Annotated in this window: 15 protein-coding genes and 1 pseudogene; 8 read left to right on the forward strand and 8 right to left on the reverse strand. The window is 38.2% G+C overall.

The genetic code is table 11. From position 1 onward, the window contains the following. Positions 1–107: 107 nt before the first annotated feature. From ACS604_RS07215 to ACS604_RS07225, 3 genes and pseudogenes are all read right to left on the reverse strand, one after another. Positions 108–1185 (reverse strand): annotated as a pseudogene (locus ACS604_RS07215) (DUF6670 family protein). A gap of 17 nt (positions 1186–1202) precedes the next feature. After that, positions 1203–2036, reverse strand: coding sequence for a CDP-diacylglycerol--serine O-phosphatidyltransferase (gene pssA, locus ACS604_RS07220; protein ID WP_004789558.1), 834 nt, complete (start codon positions 2034–2036; stop codon positions 1203–1205). Positions 2037–2077: 41 nt separating this feature from the next. Next, entirely contained in the window at positions 2078–2935 is an 858-nt protein-coding gene (locus ACS604_RS07225) for a 23S rRNA (adenine(2030)-N(6))-methyltransferase RlmJ (RefSeq protein ID WP_004789560.1), read from the reverse strand. A gap of 116 nt (positions 2936–3051) precedes the next feature. On the opposite strand from ACS604_RS07225, the gene ACS604_RS07230 reads away from it, so the two are divergent. After that, the gene (locus ACS604_RS07230; RefSeq protein ID WP_353158132.1) at positions 3052–3657 is read left to right on the forward strand and encodes a 2OG-Fe(II) oxygenase; all 606 of its coding nucleotides are present in this window, start codon (positions 3052–3054) and stop codon (positions 3655–3657) included. A gap of 67 nt (positions 3658–3724) precedes the next feature. Beyond that, the gene (locus ACS604_RS07235) at positions 3725–4252 is read left to right on the forward strand and encodes a hypothetical protein (RefSeq protein ID WP_004789562.1); all 528 of its coding nucleotides are present in this window, start codon (positions 3725–3727) and stop codon (positions 4250–4252) included. A 63-nt stretch (positions 4253–4315) separates the two neighbouring features. Here ACS604_RS07235 and ACS604_RS07240 read toward each other — a convergent pair whose 3' ends face one another. The 4 genes from ACS604_RS07240 to ACS604_RS07255 all read right to left on the reverse strand — a co-directional run bounded on the left by ACS604_RS07240 (position 4316) and on the right by ACS604_RS07255 (position 8598). Beyond that, entirely contained in the window at positions 4316–4561 is a 246-nt protein-coding gene (locus tag ACS604_RS07240; RefSeq protein ID WP_002119522.1) for a DUF2789 family protein, read from the reverse strand. 176 nt (positions 4562–4737) lie between these two features. Continuing rightward, complete coding sequence (locus ACS604_RS07245) at positions 4738–5724, reverse strand: malate dehydrogenase (protein ID WP_003653591.1); 987 nt, start codon at positions 5722–5724, stop codon at positions 4738–4740. A gap of 211 nt (positions 5725–5935) precedes the next feature. After that, positions 5936–6598, reverse strand: coding sequence for a ribonuclease T2 family protein (locus ACS604_RS07250; RefSeq protein ID WP_004789563.1), 663 nt, complete (start codon positions 6596–6598; stop codon positions 5936–5938). Between the two features lie 56 nt (positions 6599–6654). Further along, complete coding sequence (locus tag ACS604_RS07255; RefSeq protein ID WP_474771002.1) at positions 6655–8598, reverse strand: lytic transglycosylase domain-containing protein; 1944 nt, start codon at positions 8596–8598, stop codon at positions 6655–6657. A 287-nt stretch (positions 8599–8885) separates the two neighbouring features. On the opposite strand from ACS604_RS07255, the gene miaB reads away from it, so the two are divergent. From miaB to ybeY, 3 genes are read left to right on the forward strand one after another with little or no spacing between them, the layout of a single operon-like run. Then, positions 8886–10337, forward strand: coding sequence for a tRNA (N6-isopentenyl adenosine(37)-C2)-methylthiotransferase MiaB (gene miaB / locus ACS604_RS07260; protein WP_474771004.1), 1452 nt, complete (start codon positions 8886–8888; stop codon positions 10335–10337). A gap of 37 nt (positions 10338–10374) precedes the next feature. Beyond that, a complete protein-coding gene (locus ACS604_RS07265; RefSeq protein ID WP_004789570.1) occupies positions 10375–11463 on the forward strand; it encodes a PhoH family protein in 1089 nt (362 codons plus the stop codon). Positions 11464–11472: 9 nt separating this feature from the next. Next, the gene (ybeY, locus tag ACS604_RS07270; RefSeq protein WP_004789571.1) at positions 11473–11955 is read left to right on the forward strand and encodes an rRNA maturation RNase YbeY; all 483 of its coding nucleotides are present in this window, start codon (positions 11473–11475) and stop codon (positions 11953–11955) included. 101 nt (positions 11956–12056) lie between these two features. Here the strand turns inward: ybeY and ACS604_RS07275 are convergent, their stop codons facing one another. Next, the gene (locus ACS604_RS07275) at positions 12057–12941 is read right to left on the reverse strand and encodes an energy transducer TonB (RefSeq protein WP_474771006.1); all 885 of its coding nucleotides are present in this window, start codon (positions 12939–12941) and stop codon (positions 12057–12059) included. Positions 12942–13173: 232 nt separating this feature from the next. On the opposite strand from ACS604_RS07275, the gene ACS604_RS07280 reads away from it, so the two are divergent. From ACS604_RS07280 to ACS604_RS07290, 3 genes are all read left to right on the forward strand, one after another. Continuing rightward, positions 13174–13845, forward strand: coding sequence for a hypothetical protein (locus tag ACS604_RS07280; RefSeq protein ID WP_174728801.1), 672 nt, complete (start codon positions 13174–13176; stop codon positions 13843–13845). Between the two features lie 158 nt (positions 13846–14003). After that, positions 14004–14717, forward strand: a complete 714-nt coding sequence (locus tag ACS604_RS07285) for a DUF3108 domain-containing protein (protein WP_474771008.1) — start codon at positions 14004–14006, stop codon at positions 14715–14717. Positions 14718–14788: 71 nt separating this feature from the next. Further along, positions 14789–15364, forward strand: a complete 576-nt coding sequence (locus ACS604_RS07290) for a xanthine phosphoribosyltransferase (RefSeq protein ID WP_004789579.1) — start codon at positions 14789–14791, stop codon at positions 15362–15364. Positions 15365–15381 lie beyond the last annotated feature (17 nt).

Consider the following 15381-nt stretch of genomic DNA (forward strand, 5'->3'; position numbering starts at 1 on the left):
TCTATCTGCATCACCGCCGATGGATGTGCATTATAGACCATTAAAAACCTTTGACAACCCCTTTTTTAACATTAGTGCAACAACAGTTCGCTTTTTAATCAAAAACACTAAAAACAATCATTTTTTATATAAACATGGCTGTAAAAGCATCAATTTATCTAAAATTTTCTCGTCTTGATTCTTTTCCTGCCATCTAAGTGGGCGACAATCAATATATTCACAATATCCACCCTCACCTTGTAGACATTGTTCATTCCAACTTAATTGGTATTGAAAGCTTCCTACATATCCAGCAGCTAACCCAAACTTGTAGTCGCCACGGCTTTGTGCATAAAGTTCAAAAATAATTTTTCCATTTTTCTTACACTGCCAAGAAAATTCTCTGGGTAAATACATCTCTTTACCGTTCGGTGTTCTAACTTTTGGATAAACGCGATGGATATGTAAGTTTACATCTTCAGTAAAGCTCTCAACAGGCTTCCCAAGTTCTTGAATATCTAATCTTGAACACAATATGATATTCCACTGATTTCTTATTTGTGAAAATGCAAGCTGAGTCGTTTCATTTAAATTAATAATTTGGCATGTGTAAAAACATAAAGATAAGAACGGTAAATGCAGGGCTCTTGCGTGTTTAAATCGTCCCAACCCTTCAACTTGATACTTTTGCCCTTTATAAAAAACTTCACCTTCACATAAACATAGTGTTGACCAATAGTCCGAAACACCCCACTGCAATGCAGAATTATTAGAGATATTTTCTGAAATATGAATAGTAAGATTACAACCCATTTCTAGGTCTAATCTCTGAAGATGGATCTTTGGGATTTTCCACTCAATCAAGTCTGTTTTATCAAACTTGTATTGTTCTGAGTCAAACTGGCACTGCCGCCGAATAGAATAAGTTTTTAAATGTCCCACACTATGTTGGCTATTACTTACAAGCACAGTTGCAGTATCAATTGCCGAAGTTGTAATGGTGTGAGCGTTATAACAAAGAGGAATTCGTGGCTGCCCAACTAGACTAATGTAATTAAAGTAACGCAGTGGAGCAGGTAAATTTGGAAGGATTAAGCCTTGATAAACTATTTTAAAAAAGCCGCGAGAAGGCTGATATACAACCCCCTCTTTAGCATTCAGGCCCAGCTGCTGTAATTGATTAATTTGACTTATCAACTTAGGCATACTGAACCTCTTCTATTTTATGTTTTTATTGTTTCGTTACTCTTGCGTGCAAATAGTGTCGTAACAAAACCAGAAAGAGCATAGAGAATTGAAACAGTCAAAATGCCCATTGGAATATTATAAGTGATTGCTGCAAAAATCAGTACTACTGGCAACATAACTACAAAGGGAACGCGCTTACGGTCCATTTGTTTGAAAGAGTAATATTTAATATTGGAAATCATGAGCAACCCCACAACAACCATAATCACAGCATTAATGGATTTAATCGCTATATCACGTAAATCAAAAATGAAAGGATAATCGCGAGCAACCCAAACAAGGGAAATAATGATAATGGCAGCGAGTGGACTTGCAATCCCAATAAAATAGCGCTTATCAACAACACCAATTTGTACATTGAAACGTGCTAAACGGAAAGCTGCACATGCTGTATAAACAAAACAACATGCTAACCCAATACGGCCTAAATCATGCAAACTCCAGCTATACATCAGCATTGCCGGAGCCACACCAAAAGCCAATAAATCAGAAAGGGAATCATATTGCTCGCCAAAAGCACTTTGTGCACCAATAGCACGAGCAACTCGACCATCTAGACCATCTAGAAGCGCTGCTATAAAAATGGCATAAATAGCTTGGGTAAAATCCCCATTCATACTTGCAATGATGGAATAGAAACCAGACAACAAAGCGGCTGTCGTAATTAAGTTAGGCCAAAGATAAATACCTCGGCGCTTCACTTTTTGTCCTTCCGGATTATCCTCTTCTTCAACCACTTCGAATGTAATCCCATCAAATGAATGTTCATTATGAGTTAAATCTTGCTCTGGTTTAGGGGCATTTGTCATTATTTTCTATTCCAAACATGTGCATTGATTTAAGTTAACTGTTACTCACCTACTAACCAGCGAACAGCAGCGTGACCACCAGTTTCTTGCATGCGTAGATGCGGGAATAACCACTGTAGAGCCTGGTCAGCTTGTTCAGAGAACTGCCAAGGTGGGTTAATTACTAATAGACCACAACCATTCAAACCTACAGGTGTATCATCTGGCCATACACAAATTTCGCAGACTAACTGACGGCGAATTCCTGTTTTAAACATTTTCTTTTCAAAACGTTCAATCATCGCTCGGTCTTTAATTGGATACCAAACTGCAAAAACGCCTGTTGGCCATTTCTTATGAGCTTGTTGTAACAGTTCAACTAATTGCGGAAAATCTTTACGCTCTAATTCATAAGGCGGATCAATCATGACCAAGCCACGTTTTTCTTTTGGCGGAATTACGCCAAGCAAACCTTCATAGGCATCACGTTCATGTAAACCTGCACGTTTGTCATAAATATTGTGTCGCAATTGTTGAAAGACATCGCGTTGCATTTCAAAAATTGTTGCCTTATCAATTTCACGCATGCCTTGCAAAGCAAACCATGGTGAACCTGGATAACTACCTTTGCCTTCTTCAGAGCGTAGCTGTTCTACCAACTTCAAATATTGCTGGATTGCTTCAGGTGCCTGACGCTTTTCCATTTCAGATATTTGAACTAGACGGTGAATGCCTGTAAGAAACTCTCCAGACTTTTGTGCAGGCGCCAGAGATAAATCATATTTTCCTGCACCTCCATGCGTATCGATATAACGATAAGGTTTATCTTTAGCATTTAAACGGTTGAGAAGCTGTAGCAAAAGCACATGCTTCATAACATCTGCAAAGTTGCCCGCATGGAAATGGTGACGGTAATTCATGTTGACTTTAATTCCTCAATTCAACAAATAGTTTAACATGAAAAAAATATTCTTTCGTAAGGTTGTGATCATCTAAAATAGAGCGGCTTGATATTTTACGATCTACTCGAGGTTATATGCTCTCTCACCCGCTTCCGGACTCATGGAATCTGGATCAAATTCTAGATGATTTAAATACGCATGGCTTTGCGATTATTAATCAAGCCTATTCGGATCAATATCGCGCTCAAGTCGCTAATGAGTGTAGCCATCATATTGATGAATTTAGAGAAGCTGGTATTCAAAACGGCGTGATGAGTAATATCCGTAGCGACCATATTCTCTGGATTAATGATCAACTTCCTATTGCTCAACAGCACATTGAGACCTTAACTTCTTTCTCACAAAATCTAAATCAAGCATTCTATTTAGGAATTAAAGAAGTGGAAGCTCATTTCGCCCGTTATGGTTTGGGTGAGTTTTATGCTTTACACCGAGACAATCCTCAGCAAAAAAATGATCGTATTATCTCAACCGTTTATTATTTACATCCAGAATGGCAAGAAGATTGGGGTGGTCAACTGCGACTGCAAGATAAAAATGAGAAGTGGCATATTGTTAATCCAGAGCCAAATCGACTTGTAATATTTCAAAGCAATTTATTACATGAAGTATTAACTTCAAAACAACAAAGACTCTCTATCACAGCTTGGCTTCGTAGCGGAAATTCGATTTGGGTTTAATGATTACTCTTTAAATTTGGTAAATGAACCCGATATAAAAGCTATTGATTAAAGAAGGTAATGGCGTATGTCTATTGAAAGTAAAACAATTGTGAACCGAATTGGTGAAACAGACCAACTTTATTTGACTGAAAATACGCCTGAACTTGCTTTGGAGCGTGCCGAGTTACGCATGCAACTTGTCGTATTAAGTCGTGTTCGCCAAGAACAACTTCATTTTTTACAAGAAGCGATTGTTTTGCTTGAACAAGCTCGTATGGAATATGAAGAAATGCCTTTGAGCTTATATCTTAATTTGTCTCTACACTTGGCCAAAGCGTATATGCTTTATTTTGAACTAAATAAAGAAAAACGTTTTGCGTTGATTACTCAACAAATTTTGAAGCCATTAGCACATCATGAACATGCTGATATTTATTTCTTCTTGGCTTATGCGTCAGCCGCTCGACAAGAGTCGGCATTGACACGCCATTGGTTAACTAAATATCTATCAACAAGCACGTGTGATCTTGAATTGCTTCATGGCCAACCTGTATTTGACCTTGTGCGTCATGAGCCATGGTACAAGGATCAATTAAAAATAAAGACACATTAAAAAGTTAATGTAATTAGGCCTGTTTTATATATTGAATATAAAACAGGCCTTTGTTTTATTCGTTTATTTTTTCACACTATCTTCATGTAGTTGTTCATTAAGTTCATCAATCACCACAATCCATTCATCATCTTTTTCCCAATGGCTCTTTAAAAAATCACTTTGACCTTTTGACCAAAAAGAGGCTTCATGTAATTTCTGTTCAGCAGGCAATTGATGTGTTTTGATAAAGTTTTCGATGCTTGCTTCATCTGAATCCAAACCCAGCTGATCAAATAAAAGCTCTAAAGTAGGTTGCTGCTCAAACATTGTTATTCTCCTATAACTTGTTTTAAATCATCTATTAACTAATCTAACAATAAAACCTTTTTATATGCATGATAATGTTTATATTTTCTTGTTGTTTTTTGTGTTTTGTTTCAAATGATTAAATATAAAAAAGCACTCTAAAAAGAGTGCTTTTTTAAACTTATCAAAAAGATAAATTATTTCAACATGTCAGCAATTGCTGCACGTTCTTCTTCAAGCTCATTTAACGTAAAGTTAATACGTTCACGGCTGAATTCATCAATTTCTAAACCTTGAACGATTTTGTATTCACCGTTTTCAGTTGTTACAGGGAAACCGAACATAACGCCTTCTGGAATACCATAAGAACCGTCAGATGGAATACCCATAGTTACCCATTTGCCGTTTGTGCCAAGTGCCCAGTCGCGCATATGGTCAATTGCAGCGTTAGCAGCAGAAGCAGCAGAAGACAAACCACGTGCTTCGATAATCGCAGCACCACGTTTACCAACAGTTGGAAGGAACACATCTTTGTTCCATGCCGCATCGTTGATTTTGTCTTTTAAGCTTTCGCCATTTGCTGTTGCAAAACGGTAGTCAGCATACATTGTCGGAGAGTGGTTGCCCCAAACTGTTAAGTGTTCAATATCAGCAACAGCAACACCAGCTTTTTGAGCAACTTGAGTCAACGCACGGTTGTGGTCAAGACGCAACATAGCAGTAAAGTTTTTCGCTGGAAGGTCTGGAGCAGAGTTCATAGCGATGTAAGCGTTAGTGTTTGCAGGGTTACCTACAACTAATACTTTAACGTCACGACTAGCAACTTCGTTTAATGCTTGACCTTGACCGATGAAAATTTCACCGTTAACTTTTAACAAGTCAGCACGTTCCATACCAGGACCACGTGGACGAGAACCTACCAATAAAGCGTAGTCAGCATCTTTAAATGCAACTTTCGGATCATCAGTCCCGATCATGCCAGCCAATAAAGGGAAAGCACAGTCATCAAGTTCCATCATTACGCCTTTAAGCGCTTGTTGAGCTTTTTCAACTGGAACTTCAAGCAATTGTAAAATAACAGGTTGATCTTTACCTAACATTTCACCGCTTGCGATACGGAATAATAAGCTGTAACCAATTTGACCTGCAGCGCCAGTCACGGCAACACGAACGGGTTGCTTCATGTAATTGTCTCCAATGAGTGTCCTTAATCGGGCTAAATAGGAATTCCATCTAACCAAATCATCATAAACGGCAAAGATTGTACTCTAAAGATGTGGCAGATGCATGTAAAAGCGACTCATTTTCACCAAAAGTCTGATAGAAAATACAAATTAATCTTTACAAATAGATTCAATGTATGGTCAGCATTTTTTTACGAAATGATAGTTACCTTTAATAACTACCTTTAATCGTGATTTCACCTGGGCAATTCGATACCACATGATTTGCACATTGTTTATATTGGCCTTTTACCGTGTAACACACCTTCACTTCCGTTAAAACAACATCTGAACGTGATAACTGACAAGTCAAACGAATACCATTTTGAGGCAAGCTCGGATTAAGACGAGTAAATTGCTGTTTTAAGGCCGACTGTTGAATTTCAACATTTGTCGAACTGGTAAGGCTAGCTGGAATTTTTAAACGTTCAGCAAAGTTAATGACTGTCCGGAAATATTGACTTGCATTCATAGGAACACATCCCCCTACACTTTTCCAAAGCTGTACACGCGCATTATTGTCAGGCATGACCCGAGCTACGACTTTGGCTTGCAATGGGGAAAGAGCGGCCGAACTTTCTGTTGAACAATCGGTCTGATTTGTTTCAGGCATAAGGCCCGTAATTGTCAGTGAATATCCTTCAAGACATTTACGTTGTTTTTGTTTAGAGGGATCTAACGCACATGCGGCAGGTGTCATTTGTACGTGCATAACATATCCCTGTAAATTAACAGGTTCGGCATGCAAAACGGAACTCATCAATCCTACCCCTGCACAGATAAGCCACCATGCAAGTTGCAAAATTGAACGAAGTTCCAAATATCTATATTTCATTTAATTAAAACTTGAATATGCCAATTAAAAGAAGATCCATCATCAACCACCTAAACTTAAGGCGATGTACGCATTGGAATGACTTTCATACGTTGTGATAATGATTGAGCTCCTTGCCCCAATATCACACCATAATGTGTTGCATTCGTCATAACATGCTTGACATAGTCTCTGGTTTCTAACAATGGAATTGTCTCTGTATATTGGTCAGCCGAAATTGATTGAAAGTCCGGTTGCCAACGTCTTGCCCGATTAGGTCCAGCATTATAACCTGCCGTTGCCAAAACTGGATTATTGCTTAATTGTCCCTGAATCATCGACAAATAAAATGTACCATAACGAATATTGGTATTCATTTCATTTAATGCCGCTGGATTATAGGTTTCGCCCATTTGACGTGCAATCAACTTTGCCGTATCAGGCATAATTTGCATAAGTCCACCCGCTCCAACGTGAGAACGTGCGGAAGTAACAAATCGGCTTTCTTGTCGCATTAAACCATAAGCCCACGCTGGATCAATTCCTGCATTGTAACTATGACTTACGACATTAGTCTTATGGGGTGTCACATAGCGATACGTATCATTATGTTTATTTGTTGTACGATCTGCTGCATAAATCGCACGGTCATACCATCCCATATCATGAGCACGCTTTGCAGCAGCTAACAACACACCATCATCATGTTGAAGATAAGCTTGTCGAACTGCCCAGTTCCATTCTCGATTGGTATAGGTTGGATTTGCATTAATACGTCGTAAAGTAAAAGCACGATTAAAATGAATATTCTGGTCTAAACGGCGTAAATCACTTGCTGTAGGTTGATCATCATAAGGTTGGTGATTATAACGTTCGCCCAAACGATCTTTTGCTAAAAGGTTATGATAGTCATCGCCACTTTCAGCTAACTTCTTATAAATACGTTGCGCAGTATTTTTTGAATTACTGTCATTGCGCTGCTCTGTTGCACGAGCAAGCCAATATTGCCAACGATCTTCTTGTTTTTGTGTCACGCTCATAGCATCAATGGCACGAATTAAACTTTCCCACGCACCAAATCGAATTGCCTGACGCGCATAAATTTCAGCTTCCTCAGGGCTTAGAGGATAACCGTAACTTGCATCAAAATATTGAAGAACTTCACGATTGAAATTATTTTTCATGACCGTGGTCCCACCAATATAAGCCACCGTTCTATATAAATACTTTTGTATATTCTCTGGTGTACCTTGAGCGACACGTTGTACGTTTGAAAAAGCATTAGGTAAGTCATTATTAGCCAAACGACCTAATGCAAAAATCAAATAAGCATAGTCTGTATCATTTGTTTTAGGCGCACTCCACAAATAATTGAGTGGGTTAGCCTGAATTTGATTAAGCTGAGCCAAAGACAAATTCATACCTAAAGTCTGCGCCGTAGCAAGTGCCTGCCCCGTTAAACCAGAACGTAATTGCACCCAAAGGCGCTGTTGCTTATCTTGCTGACTCATTAATGGGCTAGATAACATCAAGCGTCCGAGCCCCACACAAGATTCAGGTTGCGATTCGGTGGCTAACCATACATCTTTATATTCAGCAAAAACTAATGCATCCCCGGTTTTGGCTCTCACCTGTGCCAATGCACAATTTTCGGCCTGATCTGGGTTGGTGACATAAGATAGTAAAGGTTGTGCAGATGCGAAGTCAGCTTGTTTAACTTTTTCTTCAACATAATCGGCTGCTAATTTCTCAGCCATTGCTGATTGAGGATAACGTTGAGCAAAACTTATAATCGAAGCTGAAGGTTGAAAGCCAAGATTGGTATTAAGTTTCCAATATTCTGGATAGTACCCCAATACATCATTTTGCATAGCAAGCTGATATTGGTCTAATAAAGCGGTATTGCCACTATTTGCAGCATTTAACGCATCATTGAACTGCTCTTCGGCAGCATAGGTAAATGAACAACCAAGTAAACACATAGCTCCTAACCAGCTACGATGCATATATTTATTTTTCATTAGACGACTATGGATTGATGAGCTCTTTCTACTTGGTCTCATAAATGTGTTAAACCCTGACTATTCACCTTCAAAGCATAGTTTAATTAGTCTTCGTGCTTTCTTTTGTTGTGTTATGTAACTCTATGATTCAACATCATTAAAATTCACATAATTTACTTCAAAAAAATGGTGTCACCTTCTAAAGGTTTACTGTTATGGGTTCAGTCCAAATGCTGCTATAATGAATGGTTTGACCCATTTTGGGCAAATTTATTCTTTTTTAGATCGATCTGTTAGGAGCCTGCATGACGGTTCAAACCTTCATTCCCAATGGTGCCAAAGCTGCCTCAGAAAACACTGTTACCCAGCCAACGCACACCACTGATGTTTCAATAAAAAAACTTTATATTGAAACTCAAGGGTGTCAGATGAATGAGTATGACAGTCACCGTATGGCAGACCTTTTAGGGGACTCTCACGGTTACATTTTAACGAGCAACCCTAATGAAGCAGACATTCTGCTCATGAATACGTGTTCTATCCGTGAAAAAGCACAGGAAAAAGTATTTAGTGAATTAGGGCGCTGGCGCAAACTAAAAGACAAAAATCCAGATCTTGTGATTGGTGTCGGTGGGTGTGTTGCCTCTCAAGAAGGCGACAATATTCAAAAACGTGCGCCTTATGTAGACATGATTTTTGGCCCTCAAACATTACACCGTTTACCACAAATGCTTGATCAACATAATGCTCAAGTAGAAAAACCTAAAAAAGACAAAATCAAACTCGTTGATATTTCTTTTCCAGATATTGAAAAGTTCGACTTTTTACCAGAACCACGCGTAGAAGGCTTTAAAGCATTTGTTTCTATTATGGAAGGCTGTTCTAAATACTGTTCTTTCTGTGTAGTTCCATATACACGCGGTGAAGAAGTTTCTCGACCTCTAGACGATGTACTTGCAGAAATTGCAGGCCTTGCTGAAAAAGGTGTGCGTGAAATTTCACTTCTTGGTCAAAATGTAAATGGTTATCGTGGTGAAACCTTCGAAGGTGGCATCTGTACTTTCCCTGAATTGTTACGACTCGTTGCAGAAATTCCGGGTATTGGACGCTTACGCTATACAACATCGCACCCACTTGAGTTCTCTGATGAGCTAATTCAGTGCTATGAAGATTTACCTCAAATGGTGTCACATTTACATTTGCCTGTTCAAAGTGGTTCGAATGACGTTTTACAGGCAATGAAGCGAAATCACACGATTGATGTTTATATCGATAAAATTGCGAAGCTACGTAAAATTCGTCCAGATATGCATTTATCAAGTGATTTTATTATTGGCTTCCCTGGTGAAACTGATGAAAATTTTGCAGAAACATTGCAATTTATCAAATATTTAGACTTCGACCATTCTTATAGTTTTGTTTATTCGAAACGCCCAGGTACACCTGCATCGGACTTGCCAGACACCACACCTGAGCAAGTTAAAAAAGAGCGTTTAGCTCAAGTTCAGAAAGTCATTAAACAGTCTAGTATTGAAAAAACAGATGCCATGTTAGGTAAAATTGAACGTGTACTTATTGAAAAAGTATCTGATCAAGACCCTAATATTTTAATTGGTACTGCTGACAATACACGCCTAGTCACTTTCGTTGGTGATGCAACTTGGGTTGGTCGTTTTGCAGAGATCGAGATTACTGAAATTAAAACTTTAAATTTTGTTTACGGTGAGCTCTTGAATCTTGAACCTGACGTGGCGTAATGTAGAGGTATTCTAAAGTCTACTGAAAGGTTTTCTCTTGACTGCAGCGATTCGACGTACCGTAACATTTCCTGAAATTTCAATGGAACGTTTAAAGAGCATTCTAGGTGCCTATAATGGGCACCTGAAGCAAATTGAACAGCGTTTAGATGTCAAAATTACTCATCGTGGAGATGTTTTTCACATAGATGGTGAAATAGATGCTGTTGGGAGAGCCGAAGCATTATTGCAACGACTCTACGAAGAGTCTGAGGTATCCCAGCAAATCAGTGCTGATCTATTACACCTCCTCATTCAATCGTCACAAACTGAACGCAATTTCGAGTTGGTTGGTGACGAAATGGATGAACACGATGCGCCGCTTGATGTCTATTTCCAGACTCGAAAAGGCCGCATTAATCCACGTGGTGCCAATCAAAAACGTTATGTACAACGTATTTTACAAAGCGACATTTCTTTTGGTGTAGGCCCTGCTGGTACAGGTAAAACCTATTTAGCAGTTGCTGCCGCCGTAGACATGCTAGAACGTAACGAAATCCAGCGGATTTTACTTGTACGTCCTGCTGTGGAAGCTGGAGAAAAGCTGGGTTTCTTACCCGGTGATTTAACCCAGAAAATTGACCCCTATTTACGTCCTCTTTACGATGCACTTTACGAAATGCTTGGCTTTGAAAAAGTTGCTAAGTTAATCGAGCGTCAAGTAATTGAGGTTGCGCCTCTTGCATATATGCGTGGTCGTACACTTAACCATTCATTTGTCATTTTGGATGAAGCTCAAAACACAACACCAGAACAAATGAAAATGTTCTTGACCCGTTTAGGTTTTGGCTCTCGTGCAGTGATTACAGGTGACATTACTCAAGTAGACTTACCTCGAGGTCAACAATCTGGTTTGGCACACGCACTTCGCGTACTCGAAAATATTACAGAAATTCATATTACCCGTTTCCATTCCCGTGACGTTGTACGTCACCAACTGGTTCAAAAAATCGTTGAAGCGTATGAAGGATGGGATGGTGAACAACAGCGTCTTAATGCTGAAGCACGTGCTGAACGCAAAGCACGTCAAGAGGCATTAGTTGCTGAAAACGATACAGCAGCAGACTTGCAACATCAGGATGCTTAAGGATTTATTTTGAAAATCAGTTTAAGTTTACAACAAGACTTTCAATCACCTGAGTTAGAGCTCAAACGAGCTCAACTCAAAAAAATTATTGAGACAACTTTACGCCACGTTGGCTATAAAGAAGATTGCGAAATTGGCGTTGCTTGTGTCGATTTAGCAGAAAGCCAACAACTTAATCTGCAATATCGAGAAAAAGATAAACCAACTAATGTTTTATCATTTCCAAGTGATATTCCTGAAGAAGTTTTACCAATGCTTGATGCCTTACCTCTAGGTGATTTAGTTATTTGTATTCCAGTGGTATTACAAGAAGCATTAGAACAGAAAAAAACTGCCCAAAACCATTTTGCACATCTATTAGTACATGGTGTTTTACATTTGCTTGGTTATGATCATGAAACCAGTGATGAAGATGCAGAGGAAATGGAAGGGATTGAAGTCGAAATTCTAGCAAAGCTGAACATCGAAAATCCTTACCAAGAACAGATTTAATCATTATTGATTAGAAGAAAAACATAATCTGTCTTCAAATGGGATTTGTTCTAATTGATTATAATCAATGTGGATAAGCTAAGACTTATCCACATTTTTTATTAATGTACTTCAAATTCTGCTTGAGCCGGATCGAAACGCCACGTACGTACAATACGTAATTCAGAAATATCTTTCATATTGGCATCGAAATGCCCAAATGGTGCACCACGACGTACTGAAGACTTAGCTGCTTCATCTAATATTGAGTGTCCTGAGCTTTCAAGTAATCGAATTGCACGAATTCCTCCTTGAGCATTCAAAATCACCATTAAACGGACTTCGCCTCTTAGCTGTTGTTGTTTGGCTTCTTCTGGATAATAGCGATTACCATACAACTCTACTTTTTCACGGAACTTATCTAAATAAACAGCCGAAGCATCTTTTTTCGCTTGAATTCCATCTACAGTTTTGATTTTTTGTTGCCGACTGAAATCTTGTCTACGTTGTAAATATTGTGCTTCAAGACTCGCAACCATCGCAGCTTTTGCCTGAAATTGACTTTGTAATTGTTCTAGTTCTTTTTTCCTTTGACTCGCATCAGCTTGTTTTTGCCAACTCAAAACAGTCATTAAGACTTTTTCTTCAAATTTAAGCTCTCTTTGCTGCTGAACCTTTTGTAAACTTTCTAACTCTGCATTTCCAGTTGAAGCATCATTAGGCATCGGATTTGGAGTATCACTAGAGGTACGGTGGGCTTCACGAAATGTGCCCGAACCCTGCTGGTCCGCTTGTGCTAAAAAGTCTGACTGCTGAACTGGCTCATTGCTTGATCGAATTGAAATTGCAATTTCTTTAGTAGATTGCTCTGACGGGCTAGGCATGGCAAAGTGGATGAGCAACACAAAAACATGCAGTAAGATTGCCAATATTGTTGCAGCAATAAAGACTCGGTCTTGCCACCAATGGTAAAAAGGCTCTATAGATAGACTTCTTTTGTTCAACATAATCTTAAAAGCATATAAATGCCTTATCCCCACGGTTTAATACCGAATAAAATATAAACTGATATTCAAATCTGGATAAAAGTGTGATTCACTTCAAATATAGAGTTTTATCCATTTTCATTTTGTCAAAATGTATCAATTAAATTTGTTACACTGCAATATCAAAACTCGTTTTTTATCATAATAAAGATTGTGTTGGTTCTTAAGTAAATTATCTTCTGGAAGTTCTTTTATGCAAACGCTATTTTCCTCGTTAGTCAGACGCCTTAAAAAGGTCTACCAAAAAGCAGAAGCATTCATCGAAGAAGAAAGAGATTTTACGTTATCACAAACCTTTCTGAATGCGACTTTACAACGTTATGTTACCAATAATGTTGAATTTCTAGATGACCTTCACGCGGATCTTTATCATGACTGGTTAAGGTTATATGCAACCCTGCATGTAAAAGGCCTAGAGACGACACTATCTGTTGATTTAAAACTGATTCAGATGGAATTTAATCAAGAACAACAGCTTTTAGTTTTTGAACAAATTAGTAATACACAAATTATTGAAGCGAAATATAAAAACTTTTGGCAGAAGATTGCCGTAAAAGCCGCGGTTTTTTACTATCATAAAATTTTGAAAAAAGATCCTTTAGGAATGATTCTGGAACGTTTTAATGTAGCAGAAGAACGTGATGAACTCATATTCCTTGATCTCAATCGCTGGTTTGGTAAAAAAGCCAGTATTATCGAGACATTAAGTAAAGTGCATGTAAATTACGCACGAGTTCGTGAGGCTGAGTTAGTCGTATTTGGAAATGTGAATTTAGCAGCATTACTTTACCGTGATCAGGACGATGATTTTGAAGATGAATTAGAAGATTCTGAAATCACACCAATCCAGCAAAAAGATGTATAGCGCTGTGATGAATAAAAATGAATTAACTGCCAAAAAACACAAATAGATTACACATTTAGCATAAATCCTGATTTTTTCTCCATGATCAACAGGCATAATATGTTTAAGTTATAGATGCATCAGCACTGACTTTTCAGTCTGTACAAGGATATTTACTTATGGCAACAAAATTTCTGAAATCGTTTGGCATCGCAACAGGTATTTCAACAACTTTGCTTTTTGCAGGTTTCTCAAGCCATGCACTTGCCATGAGCCCATTTCAGGCAAATTATCAGTTCACTTATAATAATAAAGGTATGGGTTCAGCTACACGCACCTTAAGCCAGCAAGGTAATAATTGGACTTATAATTTCACGGCAAAAGCAGGTGGAATTGCTTCAGCAAGTGAAACAAGTAAATTTAGTTTTGCTAATGGTAAAATTGGATCTCAAAGTTTTAGCCGTACCAGCAAAATTTTGATTCATAACAACACCATGAATATTAACTTTAATCCAAACAACAAAACTATTTCTACCAAGAAAGATGATAAAGCTCGTTCATTTGCTTGGCAGGCTGGTGTACTTGATGAGTTAAATGCAGAATTACAAGTGCGTGAAGATTTAAAAAATGGTTCACTTAAAACCTCATACCCTCTTGCCGATGCAAAAGAAGTTGAAAATCGTCGTTTTGTAAAACAAGGCAATGAGAGAATTAAAACTTCTTATGGCACATTCGATACCGTAAAAGTTGTTTTAGAACATGGTAAACCAGACCGTAATACTATTTTCTGGTTAGCACCTAAATTGGACTACTTACCAGTTAAAGTCAGCCATGTTGATGGTAAAACTTCTTATGGCCTGTTATTAACAAGTTATACAGGTAAAACGAATTAAAGCTTGCATTTTTTCGGATGCTTTTTAAAATACGCATTTGCTTTAAAAGCATCCGTCTAGAGGATTCTCCCGTGCACGCACTAGAACAGAAAATCTTAACAGAAGGTATCGTTCTATCTGATCAAGTCTTGAAAGTCGACGCTTTCTTAAACCACCAAATTGATCCTGTATTAATGCAGCAGATTGGTAAAGAATTTGCCGCTCGCTTTAAAGATGCAGGGATTACCAAGATTATTACCATTGAAGCATCAGGTATTGCACCTGCAATCATGGCAGGTTTGGAACTTGGTGTACCTGTAATTTTCGCTCGTAAATATCAGTCATTGACACTAAAAGATGACTTATATCGCTCTAAGGTATTTAGTTTTACTAAACAAACTGAAAGTACAATTGCGATTTCAAACAAACACCTTCATTCAACTGATAAAGCATTAGTTATTGATGACTTCTTGGCGAATGGCCAAGCAGCATTAGGACTAATTGATTTAATTCACCAAGCAAATGCAGAAGTTGTGGGGGTTGGTATTGTGATTGAAAAATCATTCCAACCGGGCCGTGATTTATTGCTTGAAAAAGGCTACCGAGTTGAGTCATTAGCACGTGTTCTATCTCTTACAGATGGCAAAGTTACCTTTGTAAAAGAATAAATTGTGCAAAAGAAAAA

The organism is Acinetobacter sp. Li1LvA2, assembly GCF_056156705.1.

Bases quoted from the DNA above. Each gene is read 5' to 3' on its own strand.
- pssA (WP_004789558.1), bottom strand. From the start codon at position 2,036: ATGACAAATGCCCCTAAACCAGAGCAAGATTTAACTCATAATGAACAT.
- ACS604_RS07225 (WP_004789560.1), bottom strand. From the start codon at position 2,935: ATGAATTACCGTCACCATTTCCATGCGGGCAACTTTGCAGATGTTATG.
- ACS604_RS07230 (WP_353158132.1), top strand. From the start codon at position 3,052: ATGCTCTCTCACCCGCTTCCGGACTCATGGAATCTGGATCAAATTCTA.
- ACS604_RS07235 (WP_004789562.1), top strand. From the start codon at position 3,725: ATGTCTATTGAAAGTAAAACAATTGTGAACCGAATTGGTGAAACAGAC.
- ACS604_RS07240 (WP_002119522.1), bottom strand. From the start codon at position 4,561: ATGTTTGAGCAGCAACCTACTTTAGAGCTTTTATTTGATCAGCTGGGT.
- ACS604_RS07245 (WP_003653591.1), bottom strand. From the start codon at position 5,724: ATGAAGCAACCCGTTCGTGTTGCCGTGACTGGCGCTGCAGGTCAAATT.
- ACS604_RS07250 (WP_004789563.1), bottom strand. From the start codon at position 6,598: ATGAAATATAGATATTTGGAACTTCGTTCAATTTTGCAACTTGCATGG.
- ACS604_RS07255 (WP_474771002.1), bottom strand. From the start codon at position 8,598: ATGAAAAATAAATATATGCATCGTAGCTGGTTAGGAGCTATGTGTTTA.
- miaB (WP_474771004.1), top strand. From the start codon at position 8,886: ATGACGGTTCAAACCTTCATTCCCAATGGTGCCAAAGCTGCCTCAGAA.
- ACS604_RS07275 (WP_474771006.1), bottom strand. From the start codon at position 12,941: ATGTTGAACAAAAGAAGTCTATCTATAGAGCCTTTTTACCATTGGTGG.
- ACS604_RS07280 (WP_174728801.1), top strand. From the start codon at position 13,174: ATGCAAACGCTATTTTCCTCGTTAGTCAGACGCCTTAAAAAGGTCTAC.
- ACS604_RS07285 (WP_474771008.1), top strand. From the start codon at position 14,004: ATGGCAACAAAATTTCTGAAATCGTTTGGCATCGCAACAGGTATTTCA.